This is a genomic window from Chitinolyticbacter meiyuanensis (assembly GCF_008033135.1).
In the GTDB taxonomy this organism is placed as follows: Bacteria; Pseudomonadota; Gammaproteobacteria; order Burkholderiales; family Chitinibacteraceae; genus Chitinolyticbacter; species Chitinolyticbacter meiyuanensis.
The window spans coordinates 3575351-3599429 of record NZ_CP041335.1 but is presented as its reverse complement, the minus strand read 5'-3'; the positions used below and the strand labels follow the sequence as shown (position 1 = coordinate 3599429).

General features: G+C 56.6%; 1 protein-coding gene (only partly in view). It reads left to right on the top strand.

Translation table 11 applies throughout. The features are described 5' to 3' along the window. On the top strand, positions 1-24079 hold the 3' portion of the coding sequence (locus FLM21_RS17130) for a tandem-95 repeat protein (RefSeq protein WP_148716731.1). 13619 nt of this gene lie to the left of the window's left edge; only the last 24079 of its 37698 coding nucleotides appear in the window; its start codon lies beyond the left edge, outside the window; its stop codon occupies positions 24077-24079.

Below are 24079 nucleotides of genomic sequence, written 5' to 3'. Positions count from 1 at the left end.
TATCAATGTGCCATTGGATTACAGCGGCGTCTACGAAATCGTTGTGATCGCCGATGCCAAGTCGGTAGTGGACGATGTCAATCGAGGCAACAACCGCGCTTCGATAGCGCGTGAAATTGAATTGTTCCCCTACGCTGATTTGGCGGTGACCGATGTAACGGTAGACGAGCGGGTTATTGACGACCCCGCGACCATCAACGTCAGCTGGACCGTTGCCAACCATGGAACTGGTTTGGGAAAGACAACGGCCTGGCATGATCGAGTTGTATTGTCGAAGGATGAGATTCTCGGGAATAGTGATGATTGGGTTGTCGCCGAGTATGTGAATGAGGCTTCGCTCGATAAGGATGAGCGTTACTCCGTTATCAAGAAAATCACGTTGCCGGCCGGCACATCGGCACGATACAAGGTTTTTGTTGTTACCGATTCGAAACAGCAAGTTTTTGAGAATGGCCTGGAGAGCAATAACGCAGCGCGAGCGGAAAATGATCTGGAGGTCATGCCGAAAGCGTATGCCGATTTGGTTGTGCAATCGGTATCTTATGAGGGCGAGCCGGCAAGCGGAAAGAGCCTCAAGGTCAACTGGACCGTGCGCAATCAGGGTATAGGTATCACGGATCAGTTCCAGTGGTACGACGAAGTTTGGCTGAGTAAAGACCCTGCAGGTTCTAACGTGGTTGCCCGTTTTGGTAGTGCAGGCCATGTTGGTCAGCTCGCCGCTGGTGATTTCTATCAGCGCAGCATCAATGTTGCGCTGCCAGAGGGGATATCAGGCGACTACTATCTGCACGTCCGAACCGGCGGTGGTGTTTATGAATTTGTATACGGGACCGACAACGTCGGTCATAGCGTGGCAATTCCGGTTACCTTATCGCAGTCGCCCGATCTGATCGTGGAGTCGGTTGTTTTACCTGGCGTCGCCCAAGAAGGTGATTTGATTGATATCAGCTGGGCGGTCGTCAATCACAGCGATGTGCCTGCCAGCGGTATCTGGACCGATACGATCATGTTGGTCCCAATCAGCGGAACTGGTAATTCCACCATATTGGGCCAGTTCACTTACGATCGCGGGCTGGAAGCGGGGATACGCTATACCAGGACGGAGCAAGTTCGTCTCCCTGCAAAAATTGAAGGGCTTTATCGTGTCAAAGTGATCACCAATGCCAATTTAGGCAAGTCGGGCAGCCAGGTCTATGAGCATGGTGATGCGCGGCTGAATAATGAAACCGTGTCTACGGGCTCGATTTCGGTCAGCTTGAACGATCGTCCTGATCTTCGCATTGGCGATGACGTCGTTGTGCCAAGCCATGTAACGGCCGGAACAAGCACAAGTATTAAATACACCGTCAAAAATGGTGGCGCGGCGGCGGCGACCGGACGCTGGAAGGACAAGGTATACCTATCGCTGGACGGTACTCTAAGTGCTGACGATGTGCTCGTTGGCAGTTTCGATAACGGATCAGCGCTGGCGCCTACAGACGAATATACCAACGAAGCCGGCTTGATCAATATTCCGATCAGGTATCGTGGGGATGCATATCTGATTGTTGTGGCGGACGGTAACAACACCGTTGACGAGTATCCCAATGAAGTCAACAACGTCAGGGCTGTCAAGTTCTATGTCGATCCAGTTCTGTTTGGCGATCTGGTGACCAGCGATGTCGTAGCGCCCGATCAGGTGACACATGGGTCAAGCATCGAAGTCCGCTACAAGGTGACCAACAAGGGCAGCGATACCACTCGAGGGGAGTCGGCGACGCTGAATGCTTGGACTGACACGATTTGGCTGGCGCGCGACCCACGTCGTCCTGGTGCGTATAAAGGTGATATTTTACTTGGATCGGTGACACATACCGGCAATCTTGCCAAGGGCGATGATTATCTTGGCACTGCTCAAGTTCAAATTCCCGAGAATTTGCTATCGGGTAAATATTTTCTGACGGTCTGGAGTGACACCTATGATGTCATTCTGGAAGACACGTTTGCGTCCAATATCAATCCCGATGACCCGACACAATTTGACAACAATAACTACAAGGCTCGCCCGGTAACCGTATTGGGTATTACGCCACCCGACCTGGTTGTTGCCAATGTGTCAGCACTTGAGAAGGCAGAAGCGCCTGGGGATTATACGTTCACTTACTCGGTCAAGAATGAGGGCGATCAATTCAGTGGTGGCTGGGTTGATGTTGTTTACATCGCCGATGATCCGGATTTGAACAAGGCCAAACAGATCTGGACGATTGCGAAATTGTCGCAAAATCGTGCCTTGGGAAATTCCGAGCAGTATAGCGTTACGCAGACAATACAATTGTCGCCTGCCGTTACGGGCAAGTATGTCATTGTCAAGACTAGTGCTGAATCAACGCAGGGGTTTAGTGAATCAGATACTAAGAATAATACGGCCTATCGGCTGTCCGAGATCATTGCTCAGCCGTCCGATTTGCAGGTTACATCGATTCAAACACAAGCAGAAAATTATTCTGGTGAAGAAACGCTGGTGACCTGGACGGTGCAGAATTTTGGGGGCGCTGTCTGGAGTGGAACCAAGGGGTGGATCGATTCCATTTACTTCAGTAAAGATCCAGTCTTTATTCGTGATCGTGCCGTTGCATTAGGCGCGGTTGCACACATCAACAATACGGGGCTGTCTGCCGGTGGGAGTTATACTGCCTCCGCAAAGGTTAAATTGCCCCCCGGAACGGGTGGGGAATATTACATCTATGTGCTGACAGACAGCGAACACGATTACCGTTCGCTGGCTGAAACGCCGAGTGAGTGGAAGGTCGCTCAGGGTGAAATGCGGCAGGGCAACAATGAAAGTGCCTTGCTGCACTATTCGACCTCGGTCTTTGAGTCGGATAACACGAATAATCTGGCGAAGGCCACTATCGACGTTATTTACAAAGAGCCCAACCTCCAAATTGAGCTCGATGGGATCCAAGTGAGTGACCCGGCGCCGATGTCTGGCCAGACGATCACCGTGACTTGGACGGTTACGAATACTGGCACGCGTGAAACACGCAGCAACGCCTGGTTTGATGGCGTTTATCTATCCCGTGATGCATCGCTGGACTTGAGTGATTACCCGCTGGTGGATCGTGGATCAGATGTTGAACGTGGTTTGAAGGTTCGCTATACGGCGCTCACTGCCGATGGCAAACCCAAGTATCTCAAGCCTGGCGATTCGTATACGCAGACTGCGACATTCAGTTTGCCGGAATCGATTGACGGTGATTTCCATCTGATTGTGAAGGCCGATACGTCCACGGTTAATGATTATTACCATCAAACGCCAAGTACCATCAGAGATGGATTGGCCACTCTGACAGTGACTCAGCCTGTCGCAGGCTCGGTCCTTGAGTTCAAGGACGAAGGCGATAACACCGCGTCGATTCGCTTGCCGATCAAACTGGCAACTCCGCCGGATTTGAGGGTCGAAGAGGTTATTTCGCCTGAGAATGTGCTGGCTGGACAAAGCACGACGATACGCTATACGGTGAAGAACGTGGGGGGCGATACCCCGCCGGATCAGGGCAGCTGGAATGACTTGGTTTATCTGTCCCGAGATCGCTTCCTGGACGTGAATCAGGATCGCTATGTGGGATATGTTCAGCATGGCGGCGGCCTGGCTGGCTCTAAAAGCTATGCCAACGAAATTACGGTGAATGTGCCACGCGATTTCGAAGGGGCTTATTACGTCTTTGTCATTACCGACCCCACCCGGGTTTGGGGCGCTGGCGAATATGGCCAGGTTCGCGAGTTTGGCCGCGAACTGAACAATTCGACCGCTGCGGAGCAACCGCTGGTGATCGAGTTGCCGCCACCCGCCGATCTGGTGGTAAGCAATGTCACCCTGCCGGGCTCTGCCAAGGTGGGTGATGAAATCCAGATTGAATACCGCATTGAAAACCAATCGGATAATCCGGCATATGGCCGCTGGACCGATGCGATTTACTTGTCCAGCGACAACACCTGGGATCTGGGTGATGTGTTGATTGGCAAGGTCGATCATGAGGGTGGTTTGGCGGGTAGACGGGACTATCTGGCAACGCTCAAAGCTAAGTTGCCCCCGGTCAAGGATGGCTCGTGGCGCATCATTGTGCGGCCGGACGTATACAACGAGGTGTATGAAGGCAAGATTTCCTACACCGAAAACGGTTTGATCCTTCCACCTGGCGAAGCCAATAATCGTCAGGCATCAGGTAGCACGTTGTCGGTATCGGTGCCGGCGCTGACGCTGGGCGAAACCCTGGAGACGACGCTGTCCAACGGGCAAACCCGCTTGTATCGTTTGACAGTTGGCGCCAACGAAACACTGCGGGTGGCGCTCGACAGTCTGGCTGACCAGGGCGCGAACGAAGTCTATCTGCGTTATGGTGACATCCCGACAGCCAGTGCCTTCGATGTGGCCTATACCAACCCGCAATCGCCCGATCAGCAAATCCTGCTGCCCACCACAAAGGCCGGGGATTACTACATCCTGGTTCGCTCGCGGCAAGGTGCGAACGATACCCCGGTCAAGTTGCGGGCCGATCTGATGCCTTTGTCGATCAGCCGTGTCACGCCAGATCAAGGCGGTGTAGGCGACGAGCAGCACCGCTGGGTCACCGTCGATATCTACGGAGCCCGCTTCAAGGCGGGCGCACTGGTCAAACTGGCACGCCCTGGTGTGTTCGAAGTCGAGCCGACGCGTTGGCAAGTGCTCGATGCGACCCATATTCGCGCCGTTTTTGACCTGCGTGAGCTGCCATTGGGTTTGTACGATGTGATCGTGACCAATCCGGATGGGGAACATGTAACCACTGCGGTGCGCTATCTGGTCGAACGCGGGATTGAAGCGGACGTCACCATTGGTATCGGTGGCCAGCGCGAAATCGCGCCGGGTGAGCAAGGCATTTACAGCGTGACGCTGCAAAGTCTGACCAACGTCGATACGCCTTACGTGCGCTTTGATTTCGGCGCGCCCAATATGGGCAACAGCGAAGATGTGCTGGGCGGGCTCAATTTGCCGTATATGGTCTTTGGTACGAATGTTGGCGGGCAACCGCTAGGCCAAACGACCGATCTGGCGGGTAATACCCAGCAATATGGTCAGACGCCAACCACAGGTACGCCGCGCAAGGATATTCCTTGGGCGCAACTCGATGGGGTGCAAAACACCGACGGTCTCAATCTCGTTCCTGGGTATGCCTTTGATATTCCAGCGGGTGGCTTTGCCGGGATGAGTTTCAATGTTCAAACCTACCCAGGTTTGAAAGAATGGCTGAATTATGATTTCGAGGGTTTAAGGGACAAACTCTATGCCATCCGTCCTGATTGGAAAGCCCAAGGTTTGCTCGATGGCGGTGTGGCCGACCTCAACAAGATTGCCGAGGGGCTGACGCAGAAATTCCTGTCGAGAGAGCCAGAAGAACACCTCAGCAAGCAGGAAGCCTTGGCAATGCCATTCCGCTTCAATGTCTTTGGTGCCGCGACACCGTTGACGCGGGACGAGTTTATTGCCGATCAGAAAAAGCATGCGCTGAAGTTGCGTGCCGCCATCCTGGCGGATCAAGATGCGCCAAGCAGCTTGGCTGCGCTGGCGGCGGACCCGACGCAATGGGTCAATGGTTGGCTGGCAGCGCTGGAAGCTGCTGGGTTGTTGCGCCCCACGGAAGAGGCGCCACCCATTCTGCAAAACCCGCAGGTGATCAGCCTGAATGCCACATTGGCCACCGGCATCTTGCTGAGCAAGGCCGGCGACAATTATCGTACGCAAGCCGATGTGCTGAGCTTCTTCTTGAAAGTGCAGCAATGGTATGGCGATACTGCGCGCTTTGTCGGCGATGCGGCTGCAACGATTGGCGAGATCGATTACATCGAAATCCGTGAGGATCAAGAAGGTAACTACGCCGAAATTCCGGTGCCAAAGCTGATTGAGCAAAGCCAGTTTGATCTGGATGCGGCCCACAATACCCACTTCATCGACTTCAATGTCTTTGCCGGTGGCATTACTGAACTGGAATATTTGCGGCACCTTGGCGTGCTGGATGGTGAATTCAATCCAGTGCAAGCCAAGTCGTTGAATCTTACCAGCTACCTGCAGCAAACATTGCAGCAACAAGAGCTGGCGTCGGCTCCTATTGCCGTGAAGGGGCCGCAGGGTAACCAGGCCGAGAATGGCTACAGCTATGTGCCGGCAGATACGGCATTGCCCTATTCGCTCTCATTCAATAACCCGGGGAATGTTCCGGTGGGGCAGCTACGGATCGTCACCCAGCTGGATGCCGATCTTGATATCAGAACCCTGCGTTTGGGTGATCTGAAGATTGGCGATATCAACGTCCATCTGCCGGAAGGGCGCAGTTATTTCCAGGGTGATTTCGATTTCACCGGCAGCAAGGGCTTCATACTGCGCGTCAGCGCCGGGATCGACGCGGAAACGCGTATCGCCACTTGGTTGCTGCAGGCGATCGATCCGGATACCGGCGAGGTCTTGCAGGATGCTCAGCGCGGTCTGCTGGCCCAACCGAAAGGCAATGCTGCCAATAGCGATCAATGGAAGCGCGGCTTCGTCAATTACACCGTCCAGGCCAGCAGCAAGGCAGAATCCAACGCCGAAATCGTCACTTCGGCAAGAATCTTCTTTGATGGTGCGCCACCTGTAGAAAGCAAGGCGAACACTTGCGTGCTCGATGCCAAGGCCCCGGTGACGCAAATCATCGTCAAGGCCTTGGGTGAGGCGGCCACCGGACAGCCTGTGTTTGATGTGCGCTGGGACGCCAAAGATGACCTGAGCGGCGTCAAGGCAGTCACGGTGTACGTGGCCGAAAACGGCGGCGATTTCCGTATCTGGTTGAAGCAGGTTGGCCCTGAGCAAAACCAGGCCGTGTTTACCGGCGAGAACGGGCATACCTATGAATTCCTCGCCGTGGCGACCGATCTGGCCGGTAATCGGGAAGCGGCTGCTGTGTCCAACGCGGTGCTGCCGGATGATGGGGCACGTCAGAGTGCCTTGGAGAATCTGGGTGCGAACGAAACACTGACCCAATCCAGCGAAGTGCCCCTGCCCAGCGAAGAGCGTACCTATCCCGGCAATGAACTTTTTGTCCAGGCACAACAGCGCTTGCCAGGCCAAGTGGCTCAGCAGCAACCGTCTGAACTGAAAACCGTTCTGGCACCGTTTGCCGTGCGTGGTTTTGCCGAAGGATTTGCTGGCAGCGATGCAGATCTGGGCGTGACGGCCATGGTCGAGTTGGCTGATCGCAGTTTGCTCGTTGCGGCAGGTTCCTTGCGCAACGAAGTGTTCCGCTTCACCAAAGATGGCGGCCGCAATACGCAGCCATTGTTTGTGGCGCAGCAGCCGATTCTGGACATGGCCATCGACCAGGCTGGCCAGCTGTGGGTGATGACGGGTAGCCAGCTCTTGCAACTGGATGCCGAAAGCGGTGCGGTTATTCTGCAGATCAATGGGCCACGCAATGAGCCTTTGACGCATGCCCTAGCGATACATCCCGCTACCGGTGAAATCTATGTGTCGTCTGGCAATGGCATAGAAATCTATACGCCAGACACGGCGGATGGACGTGCCACATGGCGCCATTTCAGCAACCAGAGGGTGAAGGATCTCGCCTTTGGTCCGGATGGCCGATTGTGGGCAGTGCGCTGGACTGGGTCCGAAGTCGTTGAAGCCCAGTTGAATGCCACAACCGATATTTTGAGTTTCCCGATGTCGGGGCGCTATGCGGGCCGCGCCGAGCTGGAGTTCCGCCTTGCCGGACTCGTTGACAGTCTGGCCTTTGGCAAGACCGGCTCAACACTGGACGGCTTGTTGCTGGTCTCGTCGAACCTGGCACAGCGTCAGCAGTCAGGTACGAATTCGAGCGTGCCGCACCAGGCAGCCGTGTGGATGATTGAATTGGCCACCAAGCGGCTGCTTCAGGTCGCAACCGGCGGTACCCAAGGCGAAGCGATCCTGACTACGCAAGACGGTCGGATTCTGATCGGCCAGACGCAGCGCATCGACGAAATTGCGACGTTGCGTGCGCCGGTAGTGCAAGGCATCACGGTCCCCGATGGCGCGTTCCTGCCACTGCCGGCCGGGCAAATCGGCGTCACGTTCGATCAGGCCATGTGGCAAGGGTTGGCGAGCGATGCGGGCAGCGTGCTGAACCTGCAGAACTTCACCTTCACCGGCCTCGGTCGCTCCGAAGGTGTGCGCATCGTGCCGAAGGCAATTCGTTGGGATGCCGCGAATAAGACTGCGTGGCTGGATGTGGCCGGCCTGCCGGCAGGCCAATATCAGCTGACGATTAGCCACGCCTTGACCAGCGCGATGCAAGCGTCGTTGGAGCTGGATTACATCAGCACGTTCACTGCGGTGCTCGATATGACGTCACAGCTGCGTGTCGAGTTCAGCAACACCCGCGCCAATCGGGCCAATGGCGAAATCAGTTACGACGTCAGCCTGACCAATATCGGCACCGATGACCTGCGTGGTCCGCTGATGTTGATGTTGGATCCAGGTCGCTATTTCGATAGCAGTATTGCGAATGCCGTGGCAGGCAGCGCTGACCAGGCCAATCTCTGGATTCTGGATCTGACCCAAGCATTGAGCGCTCTGGGGGGCAAGCTGGCTGTGGGCCAAACCTTGGCCAATCAGACCGTGACGGTGGTCGCGGCCAGCCGCTTTGCAACCGAAACCGGAATGGTGCAGTTGCCGAAGTTCGATCTGGCGCATGGTCTCTATGCGGTGCCGTTGGAAAACATTCCACCTGTGTTGCAACTGGCGGGTACGGCCGCTGAGATGCCAGCCGCGCAAGTCGGGGCGGCATGGCAGGCGAAGCTGGAAGCCGTGGATGCAGATGGCACGCAATTCTTCTGGCAATTGGTGCAAGCCCCGGCAGGCGTCACGCTAAGCCAAGCTGAGGCGCTGACGACAGATTCGAGCGGATATCATTCTGTTGTAACCTTGAATTGGACTCCAACGGCAGCGGCCCTGCGCGATAGTGAAATCGTGGTGCGCGTGCAAGACAGCCGTGGCGGCGTGGCGACCAAGCGTTTTGTGGTCCGGGTGAATGGCGGTAATTCGTTGCCAGTCATCAGCAATGCTCAGACGGTTTATGTGACCGAAGGCGAACCGCTGAAGATGCCGATTTCGGTTGCCGACCCCGATGGCCAACCTTTGACCGTAACAATCAGGAACCTGCCTGCAGGGGCTTCATATGACGCGGCCAGCAGCACGCTCTCCTGGGTGCCGGGGTACGATCAGGCAGGTGTCTATACCGATGTCACCGTTGTCGTCAGTGACGGGTTTGCGACGGTTGAGAAATCCCTCAAATTGGTTGTCGAGCAGGGGTATGCGCGTCCGGTCTTGAACCCGGTTGCGCCGCAAACCGTGCGTGAAGGTGAGGTGATTGGGCTGCAATTGGCGGGCTACATGCCGGGTGGTTTGCGGCAAGCGGATGGCACCCAGATTGCGCTGCGTTATTCGGCGGCTTGGTTGCCTGCCGGAATGACATTGAATAACGAAACGGGCTGGCTGGCTTGGGCACCGGGCTTTATCCAACACGGCAGCTATTCCGTGCCGGTGACCTTGACGGCGACCTATCAAACGCCAAGCGGTGAATCCATTGAGACCGCGGTCGCCCGGACCATCGTTTTCAATGTCCTGAATGCAAATGCGGCGCCGGTATTTGATCCGGCGGAAACTTGGAACGTACTGGAGGGGCAGCCACTTCGGATCAGCGTTTTTGCCTTCGACCCGGATAATCCTGAGTTCGAACCGAAGATGCGTCTGCGCCCAGGTTCCGTAGCCGTGGGCCCGGATACGACTGAATCCACGGTTCAATACCATGTCGATGGCTTGCCGCCAGGGGCAACGTTCGATGATGAAACGTTGGAAATCGTTTGGACGCCGGGCTACACCCAGGCGGGTGTTTACCAAGTCACCGTTACCGCAACTGATAGCGGGGATGGTACGGGTGCAACGGCGGTAAGCCAGATTGTATTGCCCATCATCGTTAGCAACGCCAACCGTGCGCCTGAGATTGGCAACATCAGCAATGCTTTTGTCGATAAAGGTGCGGTGCTGGAAATCCCGGTATCTGCCAGCGATGCAGATGGGAACCCGCTGCAGATCACCATTTCTGGTTTGCCCCCATTTGCGACTTATACCCAAAATCCGTCTGCGCAAGGCGCTGGTGGCGTGATCCGGTTTGCTCCGGGTGAGGGTAGCCGCGGTGATTACGCGATCACGGTGGTCACGCAAGACAACGGTGACGGTGATGTCCACCAAGTGCTGAGCCAAGCGCTGACCTTTGTCGTAACGGTACGCAGCCCAAGCGAGGCCCCGGTATTTGCCTTGCCGCGCCAGATCGTGGCCGTTGCGGGGCAGGCGATCAGCCTGCCGATCAGCATTCGCGATGCGGATCAAGACACGCTGACGATTACGGCCAACGGCTTGCCATTGGGCGCCCAAATCATCACCCAGCCGCAGTATGGGGTTGCGACTTTGGTCTGGACCCCAACGGCCAATGATATCGGTGGTCATGATGTAGAAATCGTGGTGACCGATAGCGGTGAAGGGCCAAAAGATGCGGGCTATAAACCGGATGGCTTTGTTCCGACCCCGAATGTCACCAAGCAAAAAGTCCGCATCGTGGTACGCCAGAGCAATCTGGCCCCTGAAATCCTCAACGTTCAGGTCAACGGGGTGAATGTGGCCGACCAGAGCAGCGCCACGGTGAGCTTGAATGCCACCGAAGGCACGCCTTGGTCGTTGGAACTCTACGGGAATGATGCGAATGCAGATCTGATCAATTGGTCGGTGAGCGATCTGCCGGCGGGCATGCAGCTTGAAGTACCCAGTGGTGGCAATCGCGCCATCCTGCGCTGGACGCCGGGCCTCTTTGCTGCCCAAGACGGCAATGTGGGCGGTAGCCCAGGAAGCTGGCGCTTCCAGGTCAAGGCCAGCGATGGCGCCGCAGAAGTTGTACGCACCTTTGAAGTGAAGGTGACCAACGTCAACCAGACGCCGACCATCCTGCCGATGCCGTTGCAGCTGGCCAGTGAAGGTGAAACGCTGAGCTTCACCTTGCGTGCAGCCGATGCGGATAACGATGCAACCCGCATGAGCCTGATCTACGACGCCAATACGCCGGAAGGCGTGATGTTCGATGGCGCCAGCGGCTACTTCGAGTGGACGCCAGGCCTCGATATCGTGAACAACTTTACCGGCAGTGATCGGGCATTCAACTTCAACTTCCTGGTTACAGACGGCACCGTGAGCAGCACCCGCACTGTGCAAGTCCGGGTATTCGACAGCAATCGCGCACCGCAGGTGCAGGTGGCCAATCACGCAGTCAGCGTGGGCAAAACATTGGCACTGCCTGTGACCTTGGCGCAAACCGGGGCCGGCCTGCTGGCCTTCGATGCAGACGGGCTGGCGCAAACCCAGCACCTGGGCATCAGCTTCAGGAACCTGCCCGAAGGTGCTTATTACGACGCCGTTGCCGGCAAGTTGATCTGGACGCCTGGCCCAGGCCAGGTCGGCGACTTCATGGTGAGCATGACGGCCAGTGATGGGCGCAATACCCATACCGCTGTCTTTGTCTTGCGCGCGGTGGCGGATGATCAGGCCAATGCGCCCAAAATCAGCGTCGTCACCACCCCGAGCACACCGGTCACACCAGGGCAAAACGTGGTCGCCACCGTTCGCGCCGATGCATGGAACGGCATTGCGCAAGTGCGCGCCGAAATGCGTGCAGCCGGCCAGACGGACTGGAGCGCGGTAGCGCTGGATGCGGCTGGCCGCGTGCGGATCATGCCGACGCAAACCGGCTTGATCGAGCTGCGCGTGACCGCAATCGATATCGATGGCTTCAGCAGCAGCTACATCCACACCATCAAGGTGAAGGACGCGCAAGACACGGTCGCACCGGTTCTGAGCTGGGCGGGCCTGCTCAATGGCGCCGATCAGTCTACACGCCCGGTCGTTGTCAACGAGGTTGCAGATTTGCTGGCGCATATCCGCGAAGCCCAGCTGATGGGCTATTCGCTGCAAATTGCGCCGGTGGGCAGCGCCAACTGGCAAACCGTGCTGGCGCGCGAGGCTGAGGCTGAGCAGATCGATGCGGATGTCGATCTGCTGCAGCTGAACCCGGCACTATGGCAAAACGGCGTATACCAACTGCGCCTGAGCGCGATCGATCTGGCTGGGCGCCGTAGCGAAATCACCGCCCGAATCATTATCGATAGCCATGACAAGCAACTGATCGCAGCCACGGCAAGCGATGCCACGTTTGATCTGGGGGGCCATCAGCTCGCACTGAATCGCGTGCTGCTCGAGGATCGAGCTGGCCAGTTCGGTAACTGGTCGCTGTCCTTGCTCGACACCGGCCTCACCTCCGATCAGCCGGCAACGACCGCAAGTGGCGCCTTGGCGCCGTGGAACGAAGGGGCCAAGGTGTGGGTGCAAATCCCGGCCAGCCTGGCGCAGGCCAATGCCGGAGTGACGTCACTCAGCTTCACACTGGCGACGCAAGGCCAGCGCTTGGGCGGTGCGATCAATGCGCCGACCATCTTCTCGCCCGTATTCGGTAGCGATCAGGGTTGGACGCTGCAGGCATATGCCAATACGAATGCCGACGCACCGGAAGCATTGGTGAAGCAAGGCCAGCGTCTGTATAGCCAGACCACTGGCTTGCCGTGGTCGCCCACGCATTACCGCCTGACCGGCCCGGATGGCACGCGCTATGAACTCGATGCCAATGGCTCCATTACCAGTATCCATTTTGCCGATAGCGTGACATGGTTGGTGTCGGATGCCGGTGTTGTCGTACAAGGCATGAATATCGATGCGCGCGTGGCAATACATCGCGACCAGCAAGGCCGCATCGACAAGGTGACCGGCCCAGGCCAGACCATTGTTTATCGCTACGATGGCGAAGGCCGCTTGGTCCTGGCTCGCCGTCTGGATGCCGCCGATTTTGGCCAGCCATATGGCTATGATGCCGATGGCCGATTGCTACACGACACCATTACTGCCAATCTGGGCACGGCGGCCAATTGGCAAGCCAGCACCCCGGAATGGCATGGTGATTTGACCGGCGACGCAACCACGATTGCATTTACCGTTCGCGAGAGCGAAATCGCCTCCACTATCCATACGCCGGGTGCAACCGGCGCGGTGATCCTGGCGGTTGAAACCACGCTGAGCGATGCGGAAGCCGCGTTGCAATTCGTCGGCGCTACGGTTTTGGGCAGCCAGGTGAGCTCGGGCAAGAAAACCACGCTGATCCGCGTGACCGAGGCTGGATTGAAGCTGATCCGGATCATTGGTGCAGGCACGGCGCAAGTCCGTGTACGCCTCGCTGGCGATCTGAATCAGGACGGCAAGGTCGATGGCGTAGATTCGGCAACTTGGGAGAGCCTGCGTACGGCCAATCAAGCGGCTGGCGATCTGAACGGCGATGGCACTACCGATCAGCTGGATCGCCAGGTGCTGTACGCCAACTATGGCTGGAAGGCGAACACCGCACCGGTAGCCACCGCAGCGCAAACGCTGAAAACGCATACTGATCTGACCGGAAAAACATCGCTGCAAAGCATTGCCGAAGACCTGGAAGGCGACAGCGTGTTCTGGCGCGTGCTCGGTGCAGAGCATGGCACAGCCAGCCTTGCTGCGGACGGCCAGACTCTGCTGTTCAAGCCGGTCGCGGGTTATGCCGGCGCAGCCGTGATCTATCTGCAAGCGGATGACGGCTTTGTTGCCTCGGCACCGCTGGAGGTAGGGGTGAATGTGAGCGGGGCCAAGCTGGTGTCCATTCAACTGAATCGAATCTTCGTGGTGAAGCCGGGGGGCGCGCGCGAGCTGGTCGTTCTCGGCGATTTTGAAGATGAAAAGAATGTTCAATTGACGGGTGATTACGTTACGTTTGTTTCAAGCGATGACACCGTATTAGGCGTCGATTCGAACGGGATCGTCAGAGGAAATAAAGAGGGGAGCGCAATAATTTTTGCACGCGCTCGTGGCATCGAAGGACTCAACGCATTTGTTGTTGATGCTGACCCTTATGTTGTGAATATGGATTCGAGGGGAATTGAGGTCGATGTCTATCCCCAATCGATTTCATTGCCTGTTGAGGGTGTACGCCAGCTGAAAGTGAGGACGTTGGACGGCTCCATCATTACCGCAAAGGAGACAGGTACACGTTATTTTGTTGGTGATGCCTCGGTTGCGGAAATTGATGAAAATGGTTTGATTGTCGCCAAGTCGCTTGGGGAAACTTGGATTTACGTCGTGCACGATGGGTTGCAGCAACAAATCAAGTTGAATGTTTTGAATGCTCAAGTTGATCAAGGGGCCATTGGTAACGGGGCAGGCTTGGTTGTTAAAGACCTGCAAGGTAGCACCGTGATGGTTCCAGCTGGAGCGTTACCGGATGGCAGCGTGGTTTCCATTTCGACCATCGGCGTTGCTGATGTCGGTATGCCATTACCGCAAGTTCCAGATATGAGCGCTGTGGCGGCCTTTGAAATTGAGTTTGATGGGCATGCAACGTTACCCTTGCAGTTGGCGATAGACCTTTCTTCAAAAATTGATCCTGACACCGGGTTGCCTGCTCAGTATGAAGCTGGCACAGAGGTTTTGTTCTGGCGCAAGGGCTTCATTCTGGATGAGAACGGTGAGCGCAAGGAAACGTGGTGGCTCGTCGATAATGGTTATATTGGCAGCGATGGCGTTGCGCGCACAGCGAGCCCGCCTTATTCCGGTATTACCGGTACAGGTGGCGTATTTCTTGTTTCTACGATGGACAAGAAGAATAGTGATGCCAAGACAGGTGAGGTCAAGGTCACCGGCGCGTTGGTAAACTTCAACGCCATTTGGGCAGAAATGGCATTTGTAGCGCTGGCTGGAGCCAGCTTGGGTGGCGCGAGAATCGCAATGAGTGCGCTGTCCATCTTCGCGTCGTTGTCGGCAGTTTCTGCGGTCAAATACACGCTTGAAGGGTCTTATCGGGTACCTGTTGATCCCACGACATTTGAGCCGGAGAAGATCAACAATACCTTCCCCGCTGCGCCGCGGTCGACAATCCACCAGCCCGTGATTACTCAGGTCGATTACGACCAAGCGAGCCGGAAGTTGACAGTTAAGGGTGAGGACTTTATCCCTCCTGGTGGTTCGTTTGGTAATTATCAAGTCAAAATTTGGCTGGTCCCACGTGGTAATCAACTGTTCCGGCCAGGGGAAGAGGTCAATCACGGTTTGGTATGGAAGGGCCTGGAAACCAGTTTCAAAGGATTTGATACCTATGAAGCCACCATTCCGGAAGATATTGCACTGTCAATGCATTTGATTTACATCGAGCGTATTGCCTTGATTCCGAGCGATGATGGCACGATCGCAGAGAGCTACCCTGTCGATAGTGATCCCGTTCAGGCATGGACGCTTGGAACCCGCAATGTTCTGGTGACCAACCGATCTGGAATTGAAATCTTCCAGACTGACGCGGAAATTGAAAGCAAACCCCAGAAGTTGGTAGCTCGTATTGACAAAGACGAGAAGGGGGAAGCGCTTGAGCTTTTCGGTCGCTACGGCGAGCAGATCGTATTTTCCACTGATGGCACTTTAGCGTTTGTTGCTGGGCGAGGCAGCAAAGTGCATGTGGTTGATATGTTGACCAATAGTATCGCTTATACGATCCCGATTCCTGGCGCAGGCGCCAACCTGAAAAGTCTTGCGGTCAATGACGGCTGGCTTTATGCCACCGAGGGGGGGGCGCAGGGGAGCGCTCGGCTGTTGCGCATCAACATCGATCCGATGAGTATGGGGTTTCTTACGGAAATCCAGACCATTAAATACAATTTTGACGCCCCGCTCGGGTTGACGGATATGGCCGTCAATAATGGTAGCTATTTGGCGGTTACGGCGCCTCGTGTTGGGCTGTGGCAGCGAGGCCAGCAGCAGGGCAATGTCTATGTGATTGACTTGAACAAGCTTGATCGTGAGGGAGAGTTTGTCGCCGATGCGGTTCTGGAAATCAAGGCAAGCGATTTTCCGAGCCCGAATCGGGGAATTAATCCCACGTTTGTGACCAGTGGTAAAGACAATGGCGAGTTCTTTGTTTCCGCTGCAAACAATATGAATAACGGTGGATTGACGATCAAGATTGGCCTGGACGACAAGGGCAATCTCGATCAGACGGTCGATATCAAATCGGTGTTGCTCAGGCCCGAGAACGTTCCGGGCCAGCAGAACTGGATGAATGCAAAATTCCAGCAAAACATCCAGCATGCCTATGGCAACGTGGTGGTAGAAGTCGATGGCATTCAGTACGCACTGGTTGCCGACTACAACTTCATTTTTGATGACCCGCGTTATTACGATCGATTTTATGATTTGGGTTACACCGGGCTGATTGGCAAACAAATTGGTGGCAAGATCGGGGTGGTGCAGGATCCGTTTGGAACGCCGAAATACCTAGGTGCAACCACACCCATTGTGGGCGGGGCAGTCGATCATTTGACATTAGGGGCCGATGGCAAGCTATACGCAGACGTCTACATGTATGACGACCCATTCCAGCCTGACCGGATGTTTAAGTCGCTGTTTGTTTGGAATGCGGCACAATTGATTGCTAACGCTAAGGAAAATGAAAAGGCTACTACGCCGATTGATCGGCTAGCCGGTTCGGAAGGCTCGGGCGGCAATGGCCAGCGTGTCATGCCGGACCGCCTGGATGGCGCCCAATCGGGTGAATATTTTGGCTGGACTTATGGCATTGGTGCTTATCAGGTGCCGGGCCGGTTCAATGAGTTGGCCGTGGTTCCGGTCGACTTGCCGCAGTTTCTGCCCGGCGCTGGTGGCAATGTCTACAAGGAAATGATGGGCATTGATGACATTACACTGGCTAAGCGGCGAGAGGATGGCACGTACTCGGCTGCTGAAGTATTCGCCAAGAAATTTGCATACAACGGTTGGAATCTGGTGACACTGGGGTTTGTCGATCGTCAAGCTGCTCGTTATCAAGCCTATGCATATCCAAAGGATCCGGAGAATCCGCTGTCGGATAAAGGTTATTGGACAGCAACGATTGGTGATGCAAGCTTGACCATCGCATCGTTCTTTGGCGCCCGAGCGGCCTCATCGGCGATCGAGGCGAGGTTGGGCTCCGGCATGTGGGCGACGTTCCAGAGGGAATTGGCGGTGGATGTTGTTCTGAATGTCGGCTCCTTCAGTGGAGACGTGATCAACAACATCGCCACCGGTGAGGGTTCGATCTCCCAATCGCTGGTGCAATTGGCGACAGGAACGATCCTCGGAGCTGGGTTTGCCGGAATAGGTCAGATCATGAGTATGTCGCCGCGTAGTGGCAGCAAGTTTATGTACGATAGCGCGAACGAGCTGAATCCTACCGGCATCCGCTTGTCCACGCCAACGATCTCTGCGGCTAGTCGTAATTCCAAGTTACTGAACTCGCTGGCCGATAGCGCCAGCAGCGCAGAACACATCATGCCGTCCGGCGGGATCTTCAAGGTTAGTAATTCCCGTCAGATTTCCATCCCCGCAGCGGGGTCAATGTCGGTCACCGATGCCCTGGCATGGCAGGTTCGCGTTGGGGAAAACATTCCGGCCATCATTGCCGAATTACCGGAGGCACTGAGTAAACAGGAAAAAGCGCTGATCGCAACACGTTTGATGGAAGGCACCATCTCGGCGGCGCGGCGCGCCATGGCAGATGGCAATGCCGCCATGCAGCTGGGCAATATGCTGCCGATTCGCAACTTCGATGAACTCAAGTGCCTGCGGGGGCCGGAATACAGCGGTGATGCTTTGTACGACCAGATCATCAAGGATGCGGCCGATGCCACGCGCCGACGCGGCCCCCTGTTTGATCCGGATGGTTGTTTCGTGGCCGGCACTTTGGTGCATACCAAGGAGGGCTTGCGCCCGATTGAATCGTTACAGGTTGGCGATTGGGTGCTCTCGAAGGACGAATCGGGCGAAGGCGAAACTGCTTACAAGCGGGTGTTGCAGACGCATCGCTTTGAAGATAAAGAGATCTGGTATCTCCAGTTTTCCTGGCTTGGTGCGATCTCACAGCGTCCTAAAACTCACACAGGATTCCTGACGTGCACGCGGAATCACCCGTTTTGGATTAAGGGATACCGTGGATATCGACCGGAGACGAACGACGATTTTGTCATTCAATATGAAGACATGCCGCACGATGTGTGGCGGAGGGCAGATTTGATCGAGCCCGGGATGGTCTTGGAGCTGGCCAATGGTGAACTGGTCGCAGTAACTAAGTCACTTTATTTGGCTCAGACCAAGGATGCTCAAACTGGTTTTATCCAGGGGAATGGTGCGCCCGAAGCATGGCAGGATGAGCTCGATGGACGTTTGGTGGTTTTTGGTGAAAATGGCCCGGAAACAGACTGCCTGAATTGGAATCCGCCTTTGGTTTACAATCGTTCTATGGAATTCTTGGGCGATGAGTTCGATTTCCCGATTTACCGTACAACCGTCTACAACATCGAGGTCGAAGATTTCCACACCTATTACGTTGGCGAAATGGGGGTGTGGGCACACAATACCGATTGCAAGATGAAACGGGTGGAGGATGAGGCCCGTTCTGCCGCGGAGCTAGAGACGCGCCGTTTGCAGGATGAGGGCATCTTGACCTCACCGGCGGTCATGCACGTCTTCGACAGCGCCCCGCAGATGGCCAAAACAGCTGCGGAAAAAGCGGCTCAGACTGGCAACCCGAAGATGATCGGTATTGCACTTGAAACCACGGGAGTCGAGAAGGCTTGGTGGTCGAAATTGCAGGCGCGCTTTGATGGGGCGATCAAGCGAGCTTCCGATACTGTTGCCGATACCTTTGATTCACTTTATGCCTATGGTCTGGGGTTTATCAACCCCTATGGCGGGAAGATGGTATCTATGATGGGTGATGGTCTAGTGAAACTGAGAAATAGCATCCATACTGCCATGCTGGCCGATACTAAGGCCGGCAAATTCGGGTATCACGCACCATTTATGGAGAAATATATCGGTTGGCGTAAGGCGGTCGATGACGCCGTCAGCAAAGGCGAGCCTATTCCTGAGATAAGTGCCGACGTACTTGAGAGTGCAAAAACGGTGATGGAGACCTTGAATCGCAATAGCGCGGCTCTCCATCAATATCCCGAGCTTTCCGGTTTGATGTTCGGCGTCGAGGATAAGGCCGGAGTCCAGTTGTTGGTTGATTTCCTTAATCAGGCGCAAAGAGATGCAGCTCTGATGGCTGGGCTGAGAAAGGCGACCATCAACGTGCCGGGTTTCAATCCAGCTGATCCGCTAAGTGATCGCTTATTTATTGCGCAACTGCAGAAAGAAGGCGTCGGCAAAGCTGCAGTCTATAGCACTCCGGATGAGATATTCCATATCAAGAAAGTGCGCAACGCGGAAGGCGAGTTGCGCTTCGAACTGGAGAAAGTGCGCACCGAGGATGTGGCCAAACCGCTGGTCGATCCCGCAACTGGTGAAGCCGGCGCGGTGATGCGCGAGCTGCAGAAGTTCATTGGCGAACAGGGGCTGAAATACCAACTGGTGGCAGCCGAAGGCGCATACCAGTCGGCGCCGCTCAGCCAGCCAGAATTGAATGCAATGCTGGAAAAAGCCAAAGCATATTGGCTGGAGGTCGGTGCATTGCCCGCTCACCTAGAGCATATCCAGGTGCAGTTGACCGAATTGGAGGGCGCTGCTGTCGCCTTCCAGTCCGGCCAGACGTTGTTCTTCGATGCCGATGGAGCGGGCTGGGGCTGGTTTGTTGATCAGAGCGCCGATGAGGCGAGCGAGTTCGATTTTGACCACTATGGACGGATGCTGGCCCGTGCCGGCTCTGGCGCGGACGGTAAACTGGACCTACTATCGGTGATGATCCACGAAATGGGTCACGCGCTTGGTTTGCAGCATTCCAAACACGAAGGCGTAATGGAAGGCTATGTGACACCGGGCGAGCGCATGTTGCCGGATGCAGAGGAAGTACGTCTGCTGTCGTTGCAGATCCAGGCGGTTACCCGCGCGACGCAGGAAGTTGCTGCGGTGGAGCAGGGCACAGAACCATTGGTGGCCAACTCGACCCTGCTGAATGGCCAGTTCGAATCGGAACAAAGCTGGCATCACGCCGGGAAGGTGGCCTTCGATGGCCAGACGGCAGTGCTGGGCGAATCACGCAATCAGCAGACCCGCCTGAACCAGGTATTCACCATCGGTGAGCACGATCGCTTCCTGCGCTTTACCCTGGCCCAGGTGCTGCTGGATGACGTTGCCAACGGCCCGGACGATGCGTTTGAAGTTGCGCTGCTCAATGCCGCCAACGGCCAATCGCTGTTCGGTGGCATCGGCCTGACCCACAGCGATGCGCTGCTGAACCGCCAGGCCGATGGCGCTGAGTTTGCCGCGCAGGGCATTACGCATATCGACAATGCCGACGGCAGCCGTACCTATCTGGTCGATCTCTCCGGCATCGCCGCTGGCACCACGGTGAACCTGTCATTCGATCTGCTGGGCTTTGGTGCTGCGGGCAGCCAGGTGATCGTGCGTGATGTGAAGCTGTTCGGTGGCATGCAGGCGGTGGATGACGCTGCCAGCACGGCAGAAGATACGGCGGTCGTGATCGACGTGCGCGCCAATGACCAAGGTGCAGATGCGCAAACCAATGCTGTCGTGATCGCTGCGCCGTTGCACGGTCGCGTCGAAGTCAATGCCGATGGCACGTTGCGCTATGTGCCGGATGCCGACTACGTCGGTGACGATGAATTCAGCTACGTGCTGAACAATGGTCAGGATGAGTCGGCCCCGGCGAGGGTGAAGCTCACCATCACACCGTTGAACGATGCGCCGGTGGTGAGCTCGCAAGTGGTGACGCTGGCCGAAGACAGCAAGCAAGTGCTGGATCTGTTGGCTGGCGCGAGCGACGCCGAGGGTGATGTGCTCGGCATCCGCATCGTTACCCAGCCACAGCATGGGCAATTGGAACTGGGTGGTGATGGGGTCTACCACTACACGCCGAACGTCAATTATCACGGCAGCGATAGCTTCAGCTATGTGGTGAGCGATGGTGCGCTCGATTCCAATGTCGCCACAGTGACCTTGCTGGTGGCTGCGGTGAACGATGCGCCGGTGCTCGTGAACAGTGTGGTGACCGGTGTCGAAGACCAGGTATTGCAGGGCAACTGGCTTACTGCTGCCAGCGATGTAGACGGTGATGCGCTGCAATTCGTACTGCTGCAAGCGCCGCAGCACGGCAGGCTGCAGTGGTTGGCCGATGGCCGCTTCAACTACACGCCGGATGCTGATTTCTTTGGTGACGACGTGTTCAGCTATCAGGTCGGCGATAACGGCGGGCTGCTGTCACAGGCGGCCACCGTACGCATTGCCTTGATGGCGGTGAACGATGTACCAGTGCTGGCTGCTCAACAACTGGTTGGCAATGAAGACCAGACGTTGGCGCTCAATCTGCTTGCTACGGCACGCGATATCGATTCGGCTGATTTGGCGGTGCGCATCGTAGCGCAGCCGGTGCATGGCCAGCTGCTGCAGGATGCGGCGGGGCGATGGTTCTACCAGCCGGCTGCCGATTACAACGGTGTCGATCAGTTCAGCTATGTCGTGAACGATGGCGCGCTGGATTCGCAACTGGCAACGGTGACAATCACACTGGCTGCGGTGAACGATGCCCCGATCGCACAAGCGGATCAGTGGTCTGTGGCCGAAGACGGCCAACTGCGCCTCGATCTGCTTGCCAACGATCGTGATGTGGATGGCGATCGGCTGCAGGTACGATTGGTGTCGCAGCCACAGCACGGCAAGTTGGTCGCCAATCCCGACGGCAGCTTCAGCTACACGCCGGATGCCAACTTCAATGGTAGCGATGCCTTTGAATATGTGGCCAACGACGGTCAGCTTGATTCGGCGTCGGTTCGCGTCAGCCTTACAGTCACGGCGGTCAACGATGCACCGGTAGCACGTGATCAGGCGCGTACCTTGGTTGAAGACGGTTCCACGGTGCTTGATCTGCGGGCGGGCAGCGTGGATGTCGATGGGGGGGCGCTGTACGTACGCATCATTACTCAGCCCAAGCATGGCCAGCTGACCTTGAACGCAGATGGCACGTACCGCTATATCCCGAACGCCAACTTCAATGGCGCGGATAGCTTCAGCTATCGGCTTTACGATGGTGTGGCGCTGTCGAATATCGCAACGGTCTGCCTGACGGTCACGCCGGTCAACGATGCGCCGCTCGCCAGCAATCTGCAGCTGAGCGTGGCGGAGGATCAGCCCTTGCTGATCAATCTGCTGGCAGGTGTAGTTGATGTCGATGGCGATCGATTGACCATCCGGATCGTGACACCGCCGAAGATGGGCGTGCTGGCAACCAATCCGGACGGCACGTTCCGCTACACACCCAATGCCAACTTCAATGGCCTGGACGGCTTCAGCTATCAGGTCGATGATGGCGTGGCGTTGTCGAACGTGGCCACGGTCAACCTGACCGTGACACCGGTCAACGACGCGCCGACCGCGCGTGATGCGGCGCTGACGCTGGCCGAGGATGGCAGCTTGCGGATCGATCTGCTGGCACTGGGGAGCGATATCGACGGCAACAAGCTGACCGCGGCACTGGTCGAGGCCCCGGCACACGGCCAGCTGCTGCGCAATGCCGATGGCAGCTACACCTACAAGCCGGATGCCAACTTCAATGGCAGCGATGTGTTCCGCTATCGCGTGAACGATGGTGCACTCGATTCGGCCGCCGCGACGATCCGCCTGATGGTGACGCCGGTGAGCGATGCGCCGGTGGCACGCGATGCGACGTTCAAGTTGACGCAGGCGGGCAGCATACGCATCGATCTGGCCGCGCTGGGGCTGGACGTCGACGGTGATCGCCTCTCGGCCCTGGCGTTGACCGCACCGGCCAACGGCAAGCTGACACTGAACAGTGATGGCAGCTACACCTACACGCCAGCGCTGACCTTCAGCGGCAGCGACAGCTTCAGCTATCAGGTGAGCGATGGCCAGCTCAAATCGGCTCCTGCCAAGGTGACACTGACGGTCGAGCCACTGCCGGTCCTGCAGCAAGGCAATGCGAACCTGGAGTTCGACGGCGCCTGGAGCACCAATCAGGCTGGTTTCTATCCGAAGGGTGAGATCACCATCCCGCAGCAGGGCAATTACCTGATCACGTTCAGTCTCAATCCGGCCGCCGGTTCGAACTCGGCCGATCTGGTCAGCGTCACCTCGTATCTGCGTGCGCTGTATCCGGGGCTGGTGCCGGCCAACAGCACGTTCACGGCAGATCCGAACCTGGGCAAGAGCACGTTTAGCGGCACGTTGCTGCTGACCGGAGTGCCGGCTGGTAAGTATTATCTGGATCTGAATGTGACCACGGCGGCGTATCCCTATCACTGGAAGGGCATGTTCAGCTTCAAGGTAATGGCGCTGCCACTCACCACGGGCAATGGCGTCAGCAATATGACGACGGTACAGGCGGCAACGCCGCAACTGGTGGCCCCGGCCCCAGCAATGACTGCGGCGGAACCAATCCGTGTCAACAGCTACGCCGTGCTGCAGAATGGCCGGGCCGAGATTGATCTGAAGCAGGCGGATGGCGCGGTTCCGGTTGAGGTCAGCAGCCCGCGATATGGCAAGCTGACTGACAAGGGAGAGGGTTGCTACGCCTACACGCCGAAGCCGGGATATTGTGGCGCCGATCAGTTCAGCTACACGCTGCAGGAAGGCCAGCAACAGCGCCGTTGCAAGGTGAACCTGCAAGTGGCTGCACCCGCTGCCAACAGGGCCAAGGCATTGCAGGCAGCGGAGAGCGCCAGCATCGTGATCAAGGCGCAAGCCAAATCGCTGCCGGGCAAGCGTGCAGCGGTAGCCGTCGCGCCTAAGATCGATTGGCAGGGCAAGGTCGACGTTGCACTGATGCCACCGCGCCTGGATCGCAAGGACGATTGGTTGTTGAATGCGGGATGTGAAAAACCAGCAGAACAGAAGTCCTTGGGCGAGCGGACCGGCCTGATAGTTCGGTTTGAAAAGTAA